Source organism: Streptomyces sp. NBC_01750 (assembly GCF_035918095.1).
GTDB lineage: Bacteria > Actinomycetota > Actinomycetes > Streptomycetales > Streptomycetaceae > Streptomyces.
This window is the reverse complement of record NZ_CP109137.1, coordinates 6,867,391-6,888,267: the sequence shown is the minus strand read 5'-3', so window position 1 is coordinate 6,888,267 and position 20,877 is coordinate 6,867,391. Positions and strand designations below refer to the sequence as shown.

13 protein-coding genes are annotated in these 20,877 nt (G+C 71.5%); 3 read left to right on the top strand and 10 right to left on the bottom strand.

Annotated elements, in window-relative coordinates; all coding sequences use genetic code 11:
- Nucleotides 1-40: 40 nt before the first annotated feature.
- Complete coding sequence (locus OG966_RS30980; RefSeq protein ID WP_326653272.1) at nt 41-439, bottom strand: RidA family protein; 399 nt, start codon at nt 437-439, stop codon at nt 41-43.
- Complete coding sequence (locus tag OG966_RS30975) at nt 436-1,605, bottom strand: acyl-CoA dehydrogenase family protein (RefSeq protein ID WP_326653271.1); 1,170 nt, start codon at nt 1,603-1,605, stop codon at nt 436-438. Before OG966_RS30975 ends, OG966_RS30980 begins: the two co-directional genes overlap by 4 nt.
- A 132-nt stretch (nt 1,606-1,737) precedes the next feature.
- Here OG966_RS30975 and OG966_RS30970 point away from each other — a divergent pair, with 132 nt between their 5' ends.
- Together OG966_RS30970 and OG966_RS30965 are read left to right on the top strand one after the other, a co-directional pair.
- Nucleotides 1,738-3,354: an AMP-binding protein gene (locus tag OG966_RS30970; protein ID WP_326653270.1), complete on the top strand. Its 1,617-nt coding sequence runs from the start codon at nt 1,738-1,740 to the stop codon at nt 3,352-3,354.
- Between the two features lie 4 nt (nt 3,355-3,358).
- Nucleotides 3,359-4,165, top strand: a complete 807-nt coding sequence (locus tag OG966_RS30965) for a PaaX family transcriptional regulator (RefSeq protein ID WP_326653269.1) — start codon at nt 3,359-3,361, stop codon at nt 4,163-4,165.
- A gap of 49 nt (nt 4,166-4,214) precedes the next feature.
- Here OG966_RS30965 and OG966_RS30960 read toward each other — a convergent pair whose 3' ends face one another.
- The gene (locus tag OG966_RS30960) at nt 4,215-6,536 is read right to left on the bottom strand and encodes a bifunctional salicylyl-CoA 5-hydroxylase/oxidoreductase (RefSeq protein WP_326655439.1); all 2,322 of its coding nucleotides are present in this window, start codon (nt 6,534-6,536) and stop codon (nt 4,215-4,217) included.
- A 131-nt stretch (nt 6,537-6,667) separates the two neighbouring features.
- Nucleotides 6,668-7,495, bottom strand: coding sequence for an enoyl-CoA hydratase family protein (locus OG966_RS30955; protein ID WP_326653268.1), 828 nt, complete (start codon nt 7,493-7,495; stop codon nt 6,668-6,670).
- Nucleotides 7,496-7,711: 216 nt separating this feature from the next.
- Between OG966_RS30955 and OG966_RS30950 the strand changes: the two genes are divergently transcribed.
- A complete protein-coding gene (locus tag OG966_RS30950) occupies nt 7,712-8,155 on the top strand; it encodes an ATP-binding protein (protein WP_326653267.1) in 444 nt (147 codons plus the stop codon).
- 66 nt (nt 8,156-8,221) lie between these two features.
- Here OG966_RS30950 and argF read toward each other — a convergent pair whose 3' ends face one another.
- The 6 genes from argF to OG966_RS30920 all read right to left on the bottom strand — a co-directional run bounded on the left by argF (nt 8,222) and on the right by OG966_RS30920 (nt 20,859).
- Nucleotides 8,222-9,229 carry an ornithine carbamoyltransferase gene (gene argF, locus OG966_RS30945; RefSeq protein ID WP_326653265.1) on the bottom strand — a complete coding sequence of 336 codons (1,008 nt, stop codon included), beginning with the start codon at nt 9,227-9,229 and terminating at the stop codon, nt 8,222-8,224.
- A 66-nt stretch (nt 9,230-9,295) separates the two neighbouring features.
- Complete coding sequence (locus OG966_RS30940) at nt 9,296-10,528, bottom strand: arginine deiminase (RefSeq protein WP_326653264.1); 1,233 nt, start codon at nt 10,526-10,528, stop codon at nt 9,296-9,298.
- Between the two features lie 77 nt (nt 10,529-10,605).
- Nucleotides 10,606-12,714 carry a hypothetical protein gene (locus OG966_RS30935; protein WP_326653263.1) on the bottom strand — a complete coding sequence of 703 codons (2,109 nt, stop codon included), beginning with the start codon at nt 12,712-12,714 and terminating at the stop codon, nt 10,606-10,608.
- Nucleotides 12,714-14,840, bottom strand: coding sequence for a hypothetical protein (locus tag OG966_RS30930; protein ID WP_326653262.1), 2,127 nt, complete (start codon nt 14,838-14,840; stop codon nt 12,714-12,716). The genes OG966_RS30935 and OG966_RS30930 overlap by 1 nt, the downstream gene beginning before the upstream one ends.
- Nucleotides 14,837-17,443 (bottom strand): hypothetical protein, encoded by a 2,607-nt coding sequence (locus OG966_RS30925; protein ID WP_326653261.1) that lies wholly within the window; start codon nt 17,441-17,443, stop codon nt 14,837-14,839. The genes OG966_RS30930 and OG966_RS30925 overlap by 4 nt, the downstream gene beginning before the upstream one ends.
- 8 nt (nt 17,444-17,451) lie before the next feature.
- Nucleotides 17,452-20,859, bottom strand: coding sequence for a tubulin-like doman-containing protein (locus OG966_RS30920; protein ID WP_326653260.1), 3,408 nt, complete (start codon nt 20,857-20,859; stop codon nt 17,452-17,454).
- Nucleotides 20,860-20,877 lie beyond the last annotated feature (18 nt).

The following is a 20,877-nucleotide window of genomic DNA, read 5'->3' as shown; positions in this document are numbered from 1 at the left end:
ACGATGTGAGGCGCGGAGGTTCCGGGCCGGCGGACTCCGGTCAGGGGAGCACGGCCATTCCGTCGAGTTCGACCAGGGCCTCCTCGTCCCAGAGCCGGACGACGCCGATCACCGCCACCGCAGGGTAGTCGCGGCCCGCCAACCGCCGCCAGACACGGCCCAGTTCAGCCGCATGAGCACGGTAGTCGGCGACATCCGTGGCGTAGATGGTGACCCTGGCGAGGTCCTGCGGTGCGCCGCCGGAAGCCGCGAGGGCGGTGAGCAGATTCGCCAGTGCCGTTTCGAACTGCTCGCACAGCGTCTCGCCGACGATCTTCCCGCCGGTGTCCAGCGCGGTCTGCCCGGCCAGGAACACAAGCCGCGAGCCGGTGGCGGTGACCGCGTGCGAGAAGCCGGTGGGCGGCGAGAGCTCGGCCGGATTGTGGCGGTGCAGGCTCATGCGTGCGGCTCCTTCGAGTACGGCTCCTTCGAGTACGGCTCCTTCGAGTGCGGCTCCTTTGCGTACAGCTCCTTTGCGATGATCGTGCGCTGGACCTCGGTGGCGCCCTCGTAGATCCGGGGGGCGCGGACCTCCCGGTAGAGGTGTTCCAGGAGGTGGCCGCGCTGGAGCGCGCGGGCGCCGTGCAGCTGGACGGCGGCGTCCACGACGAACTGCGCGGTCTCGGTCGCCAGCAGTTTCGCCATCGCGGACCGCTTCGGTACGTCGGCGGCCCCTTCGTCGTACGCGGCGGCCGCGGCGTACACGAGAAGCCGGGCGGCCTCGGTCCGTGTCGCCATCTCGGCGACCTGGTGGGCGACGGACTGGAGCTCCTTGAGCGGACCGCCGAAGGCGGTGCGGTGGGCGGTGTGCTCGAGGGCCGCGTCCAGGGCGGCCTGGGCCATGCCGACCGCGAAAGCGCCGACGCTGGGCCGGAAGAGGTTCAGGGTGTTCATGGCGACACGGAAGCCGCGGTCGGTCTTGCCGAGGACATCGTCGCTGGTCACAGGAACATCGTCGAAGTTGAGCGCGCCGATGGGGTGCGGCGAGAGCATCTCCAGCGCGGCGCCGGTCAGTCCCGGCCGGTCCGCGGGGACGAGGAACGCGGTGACTCCACGCGCGCCGGCGCCCTCCGTCGTACGGGCGAACACGGTGTAGAAATCGGCCTCGGGGGCGTTGGAGATCCAGCGCTTCTCGCCGCTCAGCCGCCAACCTTCCTGATCCGGTACGGCTTTGAGGGCGAGTGCCGCCGCGTCCGAGCCGGCGTCCGGCTCGCTCAGCGCGAAGGCGGCAACGGCACGCCCCGCGATCACCTCGGGCAGCCAGCGCTCCCGCTGGGCGGCCGTGCCCGCCTGGACCAGCGGGTAGCTGCCCAGGCCCTGCAGGGCGAGGGCGGTCTCGGCCTCCGTACAGCCGTACGCCAGTGATTCCCGCAGCAGGCACAGCTCGAGCGCGCCGGCCCCGAACAGACGCCGGAGGAGGCCGAGTTCACCGAGAGCGGCGACCAGGGGGCGGTTGACGCGGCCCGGCTCCGCCTTCTCCGCGAGCGGTCGCAGCCGCTCGCCGGCCAGGGTGCGCAACTGCGCACACCAGGCGGTCTGTGCCGGATCGAGCGAAAATACGGGCATATGTGCCCCCACTTCGTGCGGCCGGGGGTCCGGAGGTGTCCCCTGTCAAAAGCACAGTATCGCGGACCGTTGACTGTCGTCACCTTCACGATACGCTCGATTCGCGACCCCACCACGAGAAGGGGGCGAACCATGGAGCTGACACCCTCGGCCCACCTCGACACCTTTCCGCGCGACCACCTCCCGCCCACCGGGCAGTGGCCGGAAATCCTCTTCGACCTGCCCGAACTGAACTATCCACAGCGGCTCAACTGCGGGTCCGAGCTGTTGGACCGTACGATCGAGCGCTTCGGCGCCGACCGGCCCGTCTTCCGTACGGGGGGCGGCGAGGTCTGGACCTACGGCGAGCTGCGCGACCAGGTCGACCGGATCGCGCATGTCCTCACCTCCGGTCTTGGGGTGGTCCCCGGAAACCGCGTCCTGCTGCGGGGCCCGACGACCCCCTGGCTCGCTGCCTGCTGGCTGGCCGTGATGAAGGCGGGCGCGGTGGCGGTCACCGTTCTGGCCCAGCAGCGGGCCAGGGAACTGGCCACGGTGTGCGAGATCGCCGCGGTCAGCCACGCCCTGTGCGACATCCGGTCGGTCGACGATCTGGCGAAGGCGGAGGTACCGGGGCTGCGCATCACGGCGTACGGCGGTGACTCCCCCGACGATCTGCTGGGGCTGGCCGCCGGCGCGGCGCCGGAGCCGTACGAGGCCGTGGCGACCGCGGCGGACGATGTCGCGCTGATCGCGTTCACCTCGGGCACGACCGGCCGCCCCAAAGGGTGCATGCACTTCCACCGCGATGTGCTGGCCGTCGCGGACACCTTCTCCGCGGGCGTGCTGCGGCCCGAGCCCGACGATGTCTTCGCGGGCAGTCCGCCCCTGGGCTTCACTTTCGGGCTCGGCGGCTTGTTGATCTTCCCGATGCGGGCGGGGGCCTCGGCGCTGCTGCTCGAACAGGCAGGCCCCAGGCAGCTGTTGACCGCGATCGCCGCGCACCGGGTGTCGGTCCTGTTCACCGCGCCGACCGCGTACCGCGTGATGCTGGACGAGCTCGCGGCGCACGACACCGGTTCGCTGCGGCGCTGTGTGTCCGCAGGTGAGAATCTGCCCGCCGCCACCTGGCGTGCCTGGCAGGAGCGGACCGGGCTGCGCATCATCAACGGCATCGGCGCGACCGAGCTGCTGCACATCTTCATCTCGGCGGCGGACGGGTCGATCAGACCGGGGACCACCGGGGTACCGGTTCCGGGGTGGCACGCGCGCGTGGTGGACGCCGCGGGCCTGCCGGTCCCGGACGGCGAGCCGGGGCTGCTGGCCGTCCGCGGCCCGGTGGGCTGCCGATATCTGGCCGATCCTCGCCAGGAGGAGTATGTACATGACGGCTGGAACGTCACCGGCGACACATACGTGCGTGAGCCGGACGGCTACTTCCGCTACGTGGCACGCGCCGACGACATGATCATTTCGGCCGGCTACAACATCGCGGGACCGGAGGTGGAGGACGCCCTGCTGCACCACCCGGATGTGGCGGAGGCCGCGGTGATCGGCCGTTCCGATGCACTGCGGGGCCAGATCGTGGTGGCGTACGTCGTGCTGCGCGACGGGGTCCCGGCCGGCGACGACACCACCGCCGCGCTCACCGACTCCGTGAAACGGCGGCTGACACCGTACAAATGTCCGCGCGAGATCGTCTTTCTCGACGCGCTTCCCCGCACCCCGACCGGCAAGCTGCAGCGCTTCCGGCTGCGGGCTCTAGAGTGATCACGTGGCCGAGCAGCACACCCCCCGCTCCCTGATCGTCACCCTGTACGGCGCGTACGGACGCGAACGGTCGGGGCCTCTTCCCGTGGCCGAACTCATCCGTCTGCTGGCGGTCCTCGCCGTCGACGCCCCGTCCGTGCGTTCCTCGGTCTCCCGGCTCAAACGCCGCGGCCTGCTGATCCCCGAGCGAACCGCGGACGGGGCCGCCGGTTACGCGCTGTCGGCGGATGCCCGCCAGCTGCTCGACGACGGGGACCGGCGTATCTACACCCGGCACTCCCCCTCGCTGTCCGACGGCTGGGTGCTTGCCGTCTTCTCGGTGCCGGAGGCCGAGCGCCACAAGCGCCATCTGTTGCGTTCGCGGCTGGCCCGGCTCGGCTTCGGGTCGGCGGCGCCCGGTGTCTGGATCGCGCCGGCGCGGCTGTACGAGGAGACCCGGCACACCCTGCGGCGGCTCCAGCTCGACCCGTATGTCGACCTGTTCCGCGGCGAGCACCTCGGCTTCGCGCCCACGGCGGAAGCGGTGGCGCGCTGGTGGGACCTGGCGGCGATCGCCAAGCAGCACGAGGAGTTCCTGGATCTGCACGGGCCGGTGCTGCGGGCGTGGGAGGCGCGTGAGGAGGTGCCCGCGCAGGAGGCGTACCGGGACTATCTGTCGGCGCTGGACTCCTGGCGGCGGCTGCCGTACGTGGATCCGGGCCTGCCGGTCGAGCTGCTGCCGCAGGGCTGGCCGGGCGCGAGGTCGGCTGAGGTCTTCGCCCGGCTGCACGCGCTGCTGCGGGACGCGGGCGCGGCGTTCGTACAACCGTGACCCCGGGTGGCGGCCGGGCCGGACGGGCGGCTGTGCTGCCACGACCGCCTCAGCGCAGGGTGAGCCTCGGTTTCGGTGCGTCCGTACGGCCGGTGGGGGGCTTGCGGCTGCCCGCCCGGTACGGAAGCGGCCAGGGCGCGCCCCGGCCCGCGTAGTCCTGGTCGGCCGCCGCGTGCAGCGTCCAGTGGGGGTCGTAGAGATGCGGCCTGGCCAGCGCGCAGAGGTCGGCACGGCCCGCCAGCAGGAGCGAGTTGACATCGTCCCAGGAGGAGATCGCGCCGACGGCGACGACGGGGATGCCGAGGCTGTTGCGGATCCGGTCGGCGTACGGAGTCTGGTACGAGCGGCCGTACTCGGGCTGCTCATCGGGGACGACCTGCCCCGTGGAGACGTCGATCGCGTCGGCGCCGTGGGCGGCGAAGGCGCGGGCGATCCCGACCGCGTCCTCGGCGGTGGTGCCGCCCTGTGCCCAGTCGGTGGCGGAGATGCGGACGGTCATGGGCCGGTCGTCGGGCCAGCTGCCACGCACCGTGTCGAAGACTTCGAGGGGGAAGCGGAGGCGGTTCTCGAGGGAGCCTCCGTAGCAGTCGGTGCGCCGGTTGGTGAGCGGGGAGAGGAAACCGGAGAGCAAGTAGCCGTGGGCGCAGTGGAGTTCGAGGAGGTCGAAGCCGCTGCGGGCGGCGCGGCGGGCCGCCGCGGCGAACTGCTCGCGGATGTCGTTCAGTCCGGTGCGGTCCAGGGCGTGCGGGACCTGGTTGACTCCGGCCCGGTACGGGAGCGCCGAGGCGGCGGAGAGCGGCCAGTTGCCCTGGTCGAGCGGCTGGTCGATGCCTTCCCACATGAGCTTGGTGGAGCCCTTGCGGCCGGAATGGCCGAGCTGGACACCGATCGCCGTGCCCGGTGAGTGGTGGTGTACGAAGTCGGTGACGCGACGCCAGGCTGCGCCCTGTTCGTCGCTGTAGAGGCCGGTGCAGCCGGGGGTGATCCTGCCCTCGGCGCTGACGCAGACCATCTCGGTCATCACGAGGCCCGCTCCGCCGAGGGCGCGTGCGCCGAGGTGGACGAGATGGAAGTCGCCGGGGATGCCGTCGGCGGCGCTGTACATGTCCATCGGCGAGACCACCACGCGGTTGCGCAGGGTCAGTCCGCGCAGCCGGAGCGGCGTGAACATCGGGGGTGTGCCGGGCGGGCAGCCGAAGTCACGCTCGACGGAGTCGGTGAAGGCCGCGTCGCGCAACCGCAGATTGTCGTGGGTGACCCGGCGACTGCGGGTGAGCAGGTTGAAGGCGAACTGCCGGGGCGGCTGCTCGAGGTAGGTGGCGAGCTCCTCGAACCAGCGGAGGCTGGCGGCGGCCGCGCGCTGGGTGGACTCGACGACCGGGCGGCGCTCGGTCTCGTACGCGGAGAGTGCCTGGCCGAGGGTCGGCTGTTCCTCGATGCAGGCGGCGAGTGCGAGCGCGTCCTCGACGGCGAGCTTGGTACCGGAGCCGATGGAGAAGTGGGCGGTGTGGGCGGCGTCGCCGAGCAGCACCGTATTGCCGTGGGACCAGCGGTCGTTGACGACGGTACGGAAGGCGATCCAGGCGGAGTTGTTGCCGCGGAGGGGGCGGCCGCCGAGGGCGTCGGCGAAGATCTTGGCGCACTGGTCGGTGGACTGCTCCTCGTCGCAGGCGTCGAGGCCGGCCGCCCGCCAGACCTCCTCGCGCATCTCGATGATGACGGTGCTGGTGCCGAGTTGGCTCTGCGGCGCGGAGTGCTTCGTCGTGGGGTGGTCATCGGGAGACGGACGGGCGAAGGGGTAGCCGTGGAGCTGCATCACCCCGTGCTCGGTCTCGGCGATCTCGAAGCGGAAGGCGTCGAAGGCGAAGTCGGCGGCGAGCCAGATATAGCGGCATCGGTGGGAGGTGATGAGCGGCGCGAAGACGTCGGCGTGCGCCTCTCGGGTGAGGCTGTGCACGCCGTCGGCGGCGATGACGAGGTCGTACGCCTCGGCGAGCTCGGCGGCGGGCGGTGCGGGGGTGCGGAAACGGAGCCGTACGCCGAGATCGGCGCAGCGCCGGTGCAGGATCTCCAGCAGCCTGCGCCGGCCGAGTGCGGCGAAGCCGTGTCCGCCGGAGGTGAGGGTCCGGCGGCGGTGGACGATGTCGATGTCGTCCCAGCGTACGAACTCGTCCTGGAGCGCGCGGTAGACGACGGGGTCGGCGTGCTCGATCCCGCCGAGGGTCTCGTCGGAGAGGACGACACCGAATCCGAAGGTGTCCTCGGGGCCGTTCCGCTCCCAGACGGTGATCTCCCGCGCGGGATCGAGCCGCTTGAGCAGAACAGCGGCGTACAGCCCCCCGGGCCCGCCACCGATCACGGCGACACGCAGGGCACGGCCGGACTGCGCCGGCTCGCGGACCCGGACCTCCTGCTCGGCCGGTGAGAGGGAGGTCCGGGTCGATTCGGGCGGCACGGCAGGGAGCGGGCTCGCCGGGGCGCCTCCGGCCGGGCGGGGCATCGTCAGCGCCCCTGCCACTTCGGCGCGCGCTTCTCCGTGAATGCCGCGTGGAACTCCGCGTAGTCCTCGCCGTTCATCAGCAGCGCCTGCGTCGCCGCGTCCAGCTCGACCGCCGCCGCCAGTGGCATGTCGAGCTCGGCGGTGAGCAGTGCCTTGGTCTGGGCGTACGCCAGCGCCGGGCCCTGTGCCAGGCGGCGGGCCAGCTCGGCCGCCCGGGTGTCCGCATCGCCCTCGTCCGTCAACTCGCTGATCAGGCCGATCCGTTCGGCCTCCGGTGCACGGACCGGTTCGCCGAGCATCAGCAGCCGGGTGGCGTGTCCCAGCCCGACGACCCGCGGCAACAGATACGCCGCGCCCATGTCGCCGCCCGAGAGCCCCACCTTGGTGAAGAGGAACGCGAACCGGGCCGAGGGGTCCGCGATACGGAAGTCCGCGGCCAGCGCCAGCACCGCACCGGCGCCCGCCGCGACGCCGTGTACCGCGGCGATCACCGGGAAAGGGCATTCCCGCAGCGCCCGTACGACCTGACCGGTCATCCGGTTGAAGTCGAGGAGCTGCGCGGTGTCCATGGCGAGCGTGGCGCCGATGATCTCGTCGACATCGCCGCCGGAGCAGAACCCGCGCCCCTGCCCGCCCAGCACGAGCGCCCGTACCGACCGCTCACGCGCCAGTTCCGCGAGCAGATCGCGCAGGTCGGCGTAGGCGCCGAAGGTGAGTGCGTTGAGCTTCTCGGGGCGGGCGAGGGTGACGGTCGCGACCCCGTCCTCCTGGGTGAGCCGGAGATGGCGCCAGTCCTCGGTACGCGACGCGGAGCCGGAAAAGGGGCTCATGGAATGTGGCCTCCTTCGGCGGGCGGTCTGCTGCCTGCCCGCCTCTTGAAGCTATCACTCATACGTGACTTCCGTCACGAGTACGCGATACGTCAGGGCACCGACTCGGCGGGAGCGCGGTAGCGGGTGTGGCATATGTCCCACCCAGAGCGGGCCGCAGCCCCTTGTCCAGCCCGTTCCGGTTCGTATGGTTGCAACCAGGACGTCGCACCTCGAATGGACCCGCCCAAGTTGCTCGAAGCCTCCAGCTCCGCCTCGTGGCGCATCGCACTGCCGCACACCGCCGCCGCCGTGCCCATCGCCCGCGCCCTGATCCGTACGGCGCTGGCGGACATCGAGGCGCCCGCGGACAGCGACACGGCCGAGCTGCTCACGGCCGAGCTGGTCGCCAACGCGGTGAAGCACACCCCCGGAGACTCGCCCATAGAGCTGGTCGTGGAGCTGCTGGAGACGGAATGCCAGGTGGAGGTCCATGACGGCGACCCGGCCCCGCCCGGCGATCTCGCCCGCCCCGGCCCCGAGCCCGATCCCTGGCAGGAGCACGGCCGCGGGCTGCTGCTGATCCGAGCGCTGAGCTCGGCCTACGGCCACCGCCCCACCGCCGCGGGCAAGGCGGTCTGGTTCACGCTTCCGGCACGGAACCGACCGGCTCCGCGATAGCCGGCGCGGAGCCGACGGACCCCGAACCGGCCTGCCCGGAACCGGCCCGCGGAGCCGCCCGCATGACTATCCGGCGCGCCCGAGGGTGGCGACCATGATCGCCTTGATCGTGTGCATACGGTTCTCCGCCTCGTCGAAGACGACCGAGTGGTCCGATTCGAAGACTTCGTCCGTGACTTCCAGCTCGGTCAGCCCATGCCTCTCATGGATCTCCCGGCCGACCTTTGTGCCCAGGTCGTGGAAGGCGGGCAGGCAGTGCAGGAACTTCACCCCCGCGTTGCCCGTGGCGCGCAGGACATCCATGGTCACGGCATAAGGACCGAGCGCCTCGATGCGCTCGTCCCAGATCTCCTTGGGCTCGCCCATCGAGACCCAGACATCGGTGGCGACGAAGTCCGCGCCCCGGACGCCCTCGGCGATGTCCTCGGTGAGGGTGATCCGCGCGCCACTGAGCTCGGCAGCCTCGCGGGCCCGGGCGACGATCTCCTCCGCCGGCCAGTACGCCTTCGGCGCGACGATCCGTACATCCATGCCCAGCAGTGCGCCGGTGACCAGGTAGGAGTTGCCCATATTGAAGCGGGCGTCGCCGAGGTAGGCGAAGGCGATCCGCTCGAGCGGCTTGTCGCTGTGCTCGGTCATGGTGAGCACATCGGCGAGCATCTGGGTGGGGTGCCAGTCGTCGGTGAGGCCGTTGTAGACCGGGACCCCGGCGAACGCGGCGAGCTCCTCGACGGTGGCCTGCCCGTCACCGCGGAATTCAATGGCATCGAACATCCGGCCGAGCACCCGCGCGGTGTCCTTGGCGGACTCCTTGCTGCCGATGTGCGAACCGGCCGGGTCGATGTATGTCGTCGATGCGCCCTGGTCCGCGGCGGCGACCTCGAAGGAGCAGCGCGTACGGGTCGACGACTTCTCGAAGATCAGCGCGATGTTCTTGCCGCGCAGCCGCTGGACCTCGGTGCCCGCTCGCTTGGCCGCCTTGAGTTCCGCGGCCAGGCCGATCAGGCCGCGGAACTCGTCGGCGGTGAAGTCCAGCTCCTTGAGGAAGTGGCGGCCTTCGAGGTGTATAGCCATGGTGGCTGCTCCTGGGTCGCGAATGTGATGACGTGACCTTGGAAGTATATACGAAAGCCTGCATTGCTATACGGCATCGCGTTCGACGGGACAGCTCATGCAGCGAGGTCCCCCTCTGCCCCGGCCCAGTTCACTGCCGGGGATCTCGATCACTTCGATGCCCTGCTTGCGCAGGTGGGTGTTGGTGGTGACATTGCGCTCGTACGCGACGACGACGCCCGGCTCGACGGCGAGGACGTTGCAGCCGTCGTCCCACTGCTCGCGCTCCGCCGAGTGGACGTCCTGGGTCGGCGTGAGGACCCTGATCTCCTTGAACCCCAGCGCGGCCGCGATCGCGCTGTGCATCTGCTCGGGCGGATGATCGCTGACCCTCAGCCCCTGAGCGCCTTCGGCCGGTTCGATGGTGTACGAACGGAGCATGCCGAGCCCCGCGTACTGGGTGAAGGTGTCGCGGTCGACCATCGTCATCACGGTGTCGAGGTGCATCAGAGCCCGTCGCTTGGGCATGTCGAGCGCCACGATGGTCCGGGCCGAACCGGCCGCGAACAGCCCGCGGGCCAGCATCTCCACGGCCTGCGGAGTGGTCCGCTCACTCATCCCGATCAGTACCGCGCCGTTGCCGATGACCAGGACGTCGCCGCCCTCGATGGTGGAGGGGTAGTCGTCCTGCCCCTCCGACCAGTGGTGGAACTCTCCCGCGCGCGGACCGGTGAAGAGCGGGTGGTGCTTGTAGATCGCCTCGAAGTGGACGGTCTCACGCTGCCTGGCCGGCCAGCGCATGGCATTGATGGAGACGCCGTCGTAGATCCAGGCGGAGGTGTCGCGGGTGAAGAGATGGTTCGGCAGGGGCCGTAGGAGAAAGTCGTCGAGATCCATCACATGGAAGCGGACGGACGTGGGCTCGGGATGACCGGCGAGGAACTCCCTCTTGGTCATCCCGCCGACCAGCGCCTCGACCAGGTCGGCCGTGGGCAGCTCGTCGAAAGCGGCTCTGAGGTGGCTGGTGGCGAGCGGACCGTACTCCTTCTCGGCGAAGACCCGGTCCAGCACAAGCTTTCTGGCCTCCGGGATCTCCATCGACTCGCGGAGCAGATCGCCGAAGAGGTGCACCTCCACCCCGCGGTCGCGCAGCACGTCCGCGAATCCGTCGTGCTCCTGCCGGGCACGGCGCACCCACAGCACATCGTCGAAGAGGAGGGCGTCCTTGTTACTGGGTGTGAGGCGCTTCAGCTCCAGGTCTGGTCGGTGCAGTATGACCTGGCGCAGCAGCCCGGTCTCGGAGTCGACGTGGAATCCCATGTCCCCATCCTCACCGCGCGGAGCACCGTTCACCCGGCGAACGGCTCACCTTCCCAACTCATTGTGCTGTCCCCCGCCTACATGACGCTCATCAGCATCACGATCAGAACCACGGCGACCACGAGCACGGCGGCGAGAACGACGACGACCAGCCGGCCGTCCTGTGCCGAAGGGCGGTCAGGATCGCGCGCGGCGGGGGCCGAGGGCGGCGGAGGCTGATCCGGGAGACTCCGCGGCGTCGCCCGAGCATCGTGGGCGGAGCCGACGACGACGCTCGGCTCGTACCCTCCGTGCGCCGCCCTGAGCAGTGCCAGCCACGTGGTTTCCGGCAGTCCGGGTCGCTCGGCCGCCACGATCTGCCGGACCGCGGCGCGGCCTGCCCGGTCGGAGCCGGTACTCAGCCGGGGCAGCAGCTCGGTCAAGCGGGCCTTCGGCCGTGGGTCGTCCAGCAGCGGCCGTACCACCCAGCGGTAGAGGGATGCGGCGTTGGCGGCCCGGATCTCGTCGCCGGGGCCGTCGCCACCACCGCCCGGACCTGGCTGACCCGCCAGGAAGAGATCGAGGTCGAGGACGGTGTCGCGCAGCCCCCGACGTAGCCGGTGGTGCCAGTACGGCCACCTCTCGGCTATCTCCGCCATCAGGAGTGTCACCGCCTCGTAGGGGATTCCGGCCCGCAGCGCGCGAATCAAGTCCCCGTCCACGGCGCCCCTCACCAGCTCCCTGGCATCGCCCGGCCCGGTGTAGCGCTCGGGGAAGACGGAGAGCACGGTCAGCAGGTACTGGTAGTCCACCGTCGGTCGCCGACCGCGCCGGCGCAGCCGGGGCAGCCGGGGCAGCCGGGGCCGACTCGCCTGCGGAGCCTTCCACTCCGCCGGGACGATCCGGACCTCGGACTCGGCCGGGCGCGAGACCGCGGGCGAGACGGCGTGCGAGACGGGATACGGCGGCTGAGCCGGGAGCGGCTGGTGCGTCGCGAGCGGCTGCTGCGGGTGCGGCTGGTGGTGCGTGGGCGCCTGGTGCTGTTGCTGCGTGTACGGCTGGTCGTGTTGCTGCGCGTGCGGCTGGTGCTGCGTGGGCGCTTGGTGCTGGTGCTGCGTGTACGGCTGGTCGTGTTGCTGCGCGTGCGGCTGGTGCTGCGTGGGCGCTTGGTGCTGGTGCTGCGTGTGTGGCTCCCGCCCGTCGTAGGGCTCACGCGCCGGCGACTCCCGGCCGGGCTCTTCCTCCCATGGAGGCGGACGGTGCTCCTCCGCCCGGCGGCCGCCGTGCCCGCGTCCGGCGCCGTCCAGCGCCGACAGCGCACGTTCCACCGTGTCCAGCAGCGTCCGCCCGCCCGCGCCGTTCCCCGCCCGCTGCGTCGCAACCGTCCGCAGCGCCCTGTCCACCTCGAACTCCCGCCCGTCCCCCTGCGCCACCCCGCGAAGATGGTGGCGGACCAGCTCGGCCGCGAGTTCCTCCGCGCGGTCCCGGCACCGCTCCCGCGGATCCGTACGCAGCCGCTGGGTGTCCTGAGCCGCCGAACCCGGCCAGCTTCGTACGAAAACGAAGCGCAGCGCCGCAGTTTCGGCCGTGTCGTGCGTCGCGAACGTCCAGCCTCTCGGGACGAGTCCGCTGAAGATGCCGGCCATGCCCCAGAGCACCCGGCAGGCACTGTCGCCGCCCTGACGGTCCAGCAGAGTGAAGCGCTGACGGGGATGGCGCAGGAACTCCGCGGCCGCGCCCGTCAGTTCCTCCTCCACTCCGGCCAGGGTCGCCGCCAGCCGGCCCTGCCCCTCGAGGGCCGAGGGCAGCAGCGCCGCCTGGCGCACCTGGTCCAGAGCACCCCGGACCTCGCCCAGCGCCAGTTCGCTGCCCTCCCAGGACCAGTCGTGCAACCCCAGGCAGGTGTCGGGATCGAGTACTTGGGACGATCCGAGCAGCGCATGGCAGACCGTGCTCGTACTCCCGCCCGCGTCGCGCCAGGGGGTGCGGTGCAGCAGCAGGGCGCTGCCGTCGCGCTCCAGCCGGACGAGCGCGGGCACCGTGTCCTCGCCGGTCGCCCGGAGCAGCGCGGCCGCGCTGCGGAAGACGCCGTCGGCCTGCTCCGGGCCGCAGGACCAGGCCACCGGACCGAAGCCGGTGGTACCCGACGCGTTGTCGGCGTCCCAGCGGAAGACGATCTGCTCCACCCACTCCTCTTGCCGGACCATCAGGCGCCCACCTCTCTCGGCTCCGCTCCCGGCAGGAGCCCGCACATGGCGAAGATCGACAGCAGAGGCGCCAGCACCCGGCGGGGTCTGACGCCGTGTGGAAACTCGTCGCCCCTCGCCTGGCCACCGGTCGCCGCGACGAAGTGCAGGGTGCAGCGGGCACAGTCGTCGAAGGGCTTCAGCCAGGCGGAGCTGGCGTGGTGCGATACGAACGCGTAGGCGTCACGGCTCTCCGCGCGCACCGCATCCGCGTCGAACCGCGCCGGCAGTGCGCGGCCCAGCCAGCGGTCCACGGAGGGGTCGAAGCGCACCAGGTCGCTCTTGTTCACCGCGACCGCCGCCGGCGCGTCGATGTACGGCCCGCGCCGCGGTATCCGGTTGAGGACGGTGGTGAACGCCTCGTCGCCCAGATCGCGCCGGCGCAGCTTGTTCCGCTCGCGTACCGGGTCGAGGAACGGCAACCGCAGCGCGCGCAGCGGATCCAGTACGAAGATGAAGGCGCCGACGCCCATCAGAAACCCGGTCACCTCTCCCTCCTGCGCCAGGTCCTCGCCTGCGAGGTCGAAGAAGACGACCGGCCGGGTCGGCCCGCGCCCGGAGACCAGGAGACCGTCGGCGAAGCGCGCGAAGGTCTGCTGGCCGGTGCTGGCCAGCTGCTTTCCCTGGTGCAGGCCCTGCACCCGCTCCCGCAGAAACGTACGGTGCGAAGCCGGGTTGAGCGGCAGGCACTTGAGACCGTACGGCTCAAGCCCGCCCTGTTCGATCTCGCCGAGCATCGCGGCCAGCAGATGCGTCTTGCCCACGGCCGAGCTGCCCACCAGGGCGATGGAGAGAGGCTCACCGTTGGTGAGATACGGGACGGGCAGTTCGTGCGACCTGTCTCCGTCGGCGTGCGGGCAGCGGTGGAACGCCTGGCGCAGCGCGTCCTGCCGGTGTGCGGGGCGGTGCTCGGTACTGAGGTCGAGCGGTATGCGGTCGCCCTTGGGAGAGATCGTGAGCAGCATGCTCTCGTCGAAGGTGACCGGGAGCAGACAGTGCGGGCACAGCCGGGGGCGTGGGGACGCCGTCGGCTCGTGCACGGGCTCCGCGACGGGCCGGGGGACGGCCCCGTTCGGGGGAGGTACGGCTCCCAGCAAGGAGCGCAGCGAGCGGCGAGTGGGCCCCGGCGTCTGTACGGCCGCCTCTTCCACCGGCCGGTCGAGGCCCAGCTCTCTTCTCTTGCGGGCGAGTTGGGCGTCGAAGTCGGCACGTGCCCGGCCGAGCGGATCCGTGACACCGGGTGCCGAGACCAGCGGGTCGGTGACGTTGAGCAGCCGCATCAGTTCCGTCGGCGTGGGCCGCTCGACCGCCAGCGGAGCGAACACACCGCCGTGGTCGAGCGCGGCCAGCCGACGAAAGTCGGCGAGATCGGCGGGCGGGCCCGTGCCCCGGTCCGCCCGTCCGGAGAGCAGGAAGTACATCAGCTGGGCGACGGCCCACAGGTCGTCCCTGGCATCGGCGCCTCCCATGCCCTCGCGCTGTTCGGGCGACGCCCACGGCGCCGCGCCGAACGCGCCCCTGGGCTCTCCGGTGCGCAGCGCGCCGTACGGCTCGGCGAGCCGCACATGGGTGCCGTCCCAGCTGACGGTCTCCGGCGCGATGGCCCGGTGCACGAGCCCCACGTCCTCCAGCAGCCTGACGGCCAGGGTGAGTTGGGCGAGCACCTGGTGCTGCTCGTCCACGGTCAGGGCGCCGCGCCGGGTACTGATCGGCTCACCGCCGTGGATCCGGTAGAGGATGAAGGGCTCAGGGGCCTCCAGATCGAAGCCGATCATCCGCGTGAACACTTCGCCGTACCGCTCGGAGCCGTACCTCCGCTCCAGGGCGACGGCCGCGGCCACTTCCCGCTCCAGTGCGGCGTACGCCTGCGGATCCGCCTGGCCGGAGAGCGGAAGCCGGTACTGGTGCACCGGCCAGCCCGCGCCGAGTGTCACCTCGCGTGCGACCAGTGACGGCCGCCCCGGCAGCCGCCGGTCCGCGCCGAACCGGGCCGCGAACCCGACGGGATCCTCCTTGTGGGTGAGGAATTCCAGCACCCCGGACGCCTCCGCGGATGCGGAGTACGCGCCACCTACCGGTTCGGTCACGGCGTACTGCCCTCCTCTCCCCTGACGGTACGGACGGTCTCCGCACGCAGCGGTACGAGCCGCAGCACACCGGCGTGCCGGCCGGTCGCCGTCCACACCACGTCCTCGGCCGCGCCGCGCCAGCTGTCGTGGTTCTCGTCCTGCTCCGCGCCGCGGCGCATCGCCTCCGGCACGAACCGCACCTGCCGTACCGCCACCGGATCCTTGGACAGCATCCGCCGGTGCTCGGCGCCGCACAGCGGCACGGCCTGCTCACCCGCGCTGCCCGGTCCCAGGAGCCAGGCCACCCGGTCCGCGGAGACGCCGAGCAACTGGGGCGCACCCGGGCGCCGTTCGGGGTGCGGGGCAAAAGGCGGCGGCGAGGCCGCTCCGTCGCGCTGCAGCCGTGCGTGCACCTCGTCGAGCAGCTCGCCCATCGGCCGGTCCAGCGGCATCCGGCCCGCGGTCGACGGGTCCCGCTCGACCGCTCCCCAACAGGGCGTGACAATGCGGGTCACTCCCTCCATGAGATCCGAGACGAGCGTGTCGACCAGCGCGGGGCCGCCGTCGCCGCGCTCCCGCTCCAGCCAGGCCGGATCGGTGACCGCCTCGAACTGGATGCCGCCGTCGTCCGGTTGCTCTTCGTCGGCCGGAGGCTCTGCCGTCCCATCCATTCGAGTGCGCTCGAAGGAACCGACGGGGTCCACAGGGTCTGCGAAGCGGCCGGCCGGATCCGGTGCGCCTATGAGGTCGGCCGCCGGTGCGGCGTCGAGCCAGCCGTCACCGGCGGCGCTGTCGCCCCAGCTGTCCCAGCTCCAGGACTCGGCCACCGGCTCCGCCTCGGCCGAAGCCGCCGGCCCCGGACCAGGACCCGGACCGGGCCGAGGCCCTGGACCGGGCGCCGGCGCTTCCTCGCGGCGGGTTCCGGAGGGCCGCGAGCCAACCGGGGTGTGCCGCTCCGCCGTGTCGGCGAGGCCCCGCAGCAGCAGAGAGACAGCTCTGGCGCCGTCCGAGCAGTGGTAGCGGGCATCCGCGAACAGCCAGTCGTGGACGGCCGTTTCGATCAGCAGCTGATCGACGTCGCGCACCAGCTGGGCGGCGAACTCCGCGTCCATCCGGCTCCACCAGGCGTCGACGGCCGCGCTCCAGTGGCGCAGCGCCAACAGCACCAGCATCACGAGAGAGAGCACCAGTGCGGCCGCACCGGCCCACGAGGGAAGCCCGAGGAACTGCCCGGTTCCCGCCCCGGCCACGCCACCCGCCAGCCCGCCGAACAGGCGGGGCGCCGCCCCCGTGCTCCCCCCGCCGTCGAGCCTGCCGTCGGGTGAACGGCTGGGCCTGCGGCGCATCATGAGTACGGCGAGTGCTGCCCCGACCAGCCCGGTGGCCGGTCCCAGCACCCAGCCGAGTCCCGGCCACAGGCCGGCGCCGAACGCCAGCAGAAACGCCACGACGGCCGCGATGCGCCCGGAGCCGCCCGCGGTGAAGGGTACGGGCGAGGTCAGATGTCTCAGATAGTCCCGGTCGCAGATCTCGTCGAGCCGCGCAAGCCTGGCCGCGCTGCCGGCCGGAGCGGACCGGTCCGACAGTGCCGCGAGCCGCGCGGCGACCGAACGCAGCGGAAGCCGCTCGGCGATCAGCCGTTCCGTGAAGCCGCGCAGACCGGGCCCGACACTGCTGCGGGACACTTCGGGGATCTCCGGCAGGTCGATTCCGCGCTCCACCAGCCGGCTGCGCTGTTCCGGAGCCAGCCGCACTCCGCCGCCGTCCGACAGCGCCCCGGCGATGGTCTCCTGGTAGCCGGCCAGCGCCGTCGAGAGGCGTTCGAGGCGGCCCGGCAGATCGGCTTCCTGGGCCGTCGTGAACAGCCCGGCCCAGCTTCGTACGTGCTCATAGCCCTCCACCGCGTCGCGCAGCGCGGCCCCGCACTCCCGGTGCCGCGCCTCGGCCCGGCCGCCGGGCAGCAGCCAGGCGCGGCCCTCCAGGTTCCGCGGTACGGAGTCGCCGAGCAGCAGCGCCAGTTCGACGGGGAGAGTGTCGCCCAGGGCGGGGGCGGGGACTTCCTGGCCCACCAGGCTCTCCAGCGCCTGCCGCCAGGACCTGGTCCTGGCGTCATCCGTCAGATCGTGTTCCAGGATGCGCACGGCCGGCACCGCGACGCCGTGTACGACATCCCCGAGCGCCCGCAGAACGGCGTCGAACACCGCGGGGACGACGAGGAGTTCGATGAGGGGGCGCAGGGCTTCGTCGGCTCCGTGCGTTCCGGGACTCCGGCCGTTGCCTCTGGCGCCGGTCCCGCCGGACACGTCGAGGAGCCACAGCACACCGGCGGCCGGCGGCCGCAGGGTGAGCGGCCGCCGCAGGGTCCGTTCCTCTCCCGGACCGATGGCCAGGCAGATCACCTGGGCCGGTCCGTAGGAGTAGAGCTCTTCATAGAGGAGTTGATGGGTGATGAGACCGGGCGCGTCGTCGATGACGAGGAAGCGCCGCTCCTCGCCGGCCTGGGGCTCGTCCAGGGCGTCGGCCACGGCGCTGTGCAACGCGTCCTGCCCAGCGGTCGCCGGGGCCGAGGGCCTCAGGTCGAGGCAGACCGCGTGGGCGGGAATGCGGTGTTCAGGTGTCACGGTCGGCTTCACTCCTCACCGCCCTCCAGGTCCCAGGGGTATTTCACCGAAGACGCCGCCGTGTCAGGCTCCGACCTGTCACGCTCCGGCCTCCTGTGCTCCGGCTTCCCACGCTCCGGCGCCTCGCGCTCCGGGCTCTCCCGTTCTGAGCTCTCGCGTTCCGGGGTCTCGCGTTCCGGGCTCTCCCGCTCCCGCTTCTCAAAATGCGGCCTCTCACGCTCCCGCCGCTCCGGTGCCGGTGACCCCGCGGTGCGCCCGCCGTTGGACCGCGCGTCCGGCTCCGGTCCGGCTCCCTGCGCATAGCGCTGGTCCAGCGCCCGCAGCGAGGGCCTGGTGGGCCGGGACGCACCCGGGAAGCGCATCTCCAGGGCTCCCTTGAGGGTCTGCTCCCAGAAGTGCCGCAGGGGCACGAGCCATTCCTCGTCCTCGTCGCCGTACCGCCCGGAGAGCTCGTCCAGAAGCGCGACCTGCTGGGGAGCCACCTCGTGAACGAGCGTCGTGAAGAGCGTCGACGCGGGTACGGGGGTGGTGGCGAGCCCGGTCGGCTGGGTGCGCATCAGCCGGTCGCAGAAGTCCTCGATGATCTGGCCCTCGTCCAGCAGCGCCCACCTCTCGTACGCCGCCAGCAGCCCGGCCCAGCTCGAGACGGAGCCGTCGAAGGCCTCCAGCCGCAGGGTCATGGTCGCCGAGTCGCCCTCCTGGAGCCGGATCCGTATCAACTCGGGCGATGTGGCCGGACCCTCGATATCGACGCGTCCGTTCCACATCGCGCAGAGGATCCGGTGCAGAATCCGCTGCCGGTCGTCCTCCGTGCTGGCCAGCCAGTCGTCGCGGTGGCCCAGCCGCTGCCGCCAGTGCAGGAAGTCGTCCACTCCCGCCGCGTCCCGCGCCTCCGACCAGAGCCTGAGCACATGCCGTACCTCGGAGACATCGGTGAGGCTCATCCCGCTGCGGAACAGCACCACCGTGATGGACTCCGTGTCCACGGCCCGGTACTCCTGGGTCGCCTGGGGGTCGCGCGGCAGATTCAGCTCCTGCTTCAGGAACTGTTCGGCACGCCCGTCCGCCTCGCTTGCCGGGTGCACGATGAGGACCTTCAGCGGACCGCTGCCGTCCGGGGTGAAGCCGACCGGCAGCAGCCCCGCCAGTTGCGAGCGGAACTGCTCCAGCCAGCGGCTGTCCACGGTGGCCTCGGCGTCCTCGTCGCCGGCCGCGGCCCGCAGCAGTACTCCCATCGAGGGCAGCAGGGGACGGTCGTTGAGCACACTCGCCTCTCCGAAGAGCCCCTTGACCCGCTGTTCGACGACCTGCTTGATCTCCTTGACGGCGGCGCGCGGAGAGCGGCGTACGGCCTCCAGCGCACGCTGCCAGTCCTCCGGCTGGATCAGTCTCGCCAGCAGCCCGGCGGGATCCGTGTTCTCCGGCAGTCCCTCGTGCTGGACGAGGCGGTCGAAGACATCGTCGTAGAAGGCCCTGAGGTTGTTCTGCGGAGGCAGCAGATACGAGACTCCCGTGCGGTCGTCGCGGTAGAGCTCCTTGCGGCGTTCCAGGAACAGCTTGCGCTCGTCCTCCTCGTGCGCGCGCAGCGCCCTGGCGAGCTCGCCGATCTCCTTGATGGCGCGGGCCATCGGTGGCCGCCACCGGGATTCCTGTTCCTTCCAGCCGCGGTGCCACAGCCGGTTGGCCCGCCAGCGGTACCAGTCGTCCTGCTCGACGATGGCCTCCTGGACGTCCGGGTCCCCCCAGCGCGCCGGGACGAGCCCGCCCACTCCCCCTCTGATCCGCGGGATCTGCGGGGCGGAGGGCTGAACGCCGTCCGGCCGCTCCGGATCGTTCTTCCGGTTCTCCAGCATTCCGGCGAACCCGGCCTCGGCGGCCCGCTGCGGATGGCCATGCAGCCCGGCCAGTGTCCGTTCGAGCTGGAACGGTCCGATCAGGCCGAGGAGTTCGCGTGCCCCGGCCTGCGGCTTGAAGTCCTCGACGAGCCGCGGGATCTCCCGGTCCAGCTCACGGCCGAGCCTGCCGAGCCGGTCCTCCATGTCACCGATCCGGTCGCGGAGCGCCTGGCCGATATGTTTGTTCCCCTTGGGCAGCGGATCGGGGACCGGGATCTCCGGGGCCTCCCGGGTCCACAGGCGGCCGATGCCGGAGCGCCCGAAGAGCTCCTGGACCCGTTCGGCGCCGTCGTCACGGGGGCGTCTGGCATCCTCGGCCATGCCGTGGACCGCCTGGGCGAGCAGCCGGCCGGCGACTATTTCGGCGAGGTCGTCCACGGGTACGGTCAGTGAGGCGGCCAGGCTGGTGGACATGCCGCGGTAGCCGATGCCGGAGCGGGCCGGGGTGGAGCGCTCCACGCTCTTGTTGACGAAGCTGGCCGCGAACGACTGGTAGTCGTCCTCGGTGCGGCCCTGGCCGCTCTCGTCGCCCAGCTCCGTGCCGATGAGCGACATCACCATCGCGGTGATGGAGCGGCGCAGGTCCTCCGGTCTGATGACCGCGGGCCTGCTGAAGAGGAAGGCGGTCTGCACGGTCGACGGGCGCAGCGCGACGACCCCGTCCACGGGATAGTGCACGCTGATCGAGCCGCGCTGTTTCACATCGCCGAAGTCGTTCCGGGCGTCGGGCACATTCTGGTCGTCCACCAGCCGGGCGAGGTCGACCAGCGCGCGGGCGGAGTTCAGCTCGGCCTCGCGGCCGCCGCCGGCCTCGGGTGGGAAGGCCGAGGGCATGACCACCAGGGGATAGATCTTGACTCCTGGCACATTGGACTTGCGGAACTCGTGCCCGATGAGGTGGATGAAGTCGTAGTAGATGCCGGCTCCGGTACCTCCGGCCACCGAGAACGCCACGAACACATCGCAGCCGCGGATCTGCCGTCCGCCCAGGTCGCGGAGATCGCCCGCGGAGTTGCTGATGGTGCTGATGGCCGCGCGCAGTTGCCGCAGTACCGGCTCGAGACCGCTGCGCAGCGTGGCGAAGAGCGCGGCCCGGCCCACCGTGGGGAGCTGCCCGGCGCCGTTGTGCAGCGGGGCCACGCGCGGCTGCCGCTCCTGCGGCGGCAGCCAGCCGTGGGTCTCCTCGTGCAGGGCGACCCGCAGCATGCGGGTCACCTCCGGAGAGCTGTCGTAGCCGGTGGGCAGCAGATCGTGGATGACGCGTGAGGTACGGGCGTACGCGGCGGCCTCGGTGCCCTTGGCGCTGAACTGCGGGAGCCGGTCGAGCTCGGACTCGCTGAAGTCCGCGTAGACGAATTGGAGGTAGTCCGGCAGCTGGAACGGTGCGCGCCGGCCGGCGGCGACCAGTTTGGTGCCATCGGGACCGCACAGCTCGCGGCGCAGTCCGCGTTCCAGCTCGGCGCCGATCCGGCCGCCGGTTCCGCCCAGGCCGACGAAGAGCATGGGCTGGTAGATCTTCATCTCGTCTCCCCTTGAGCC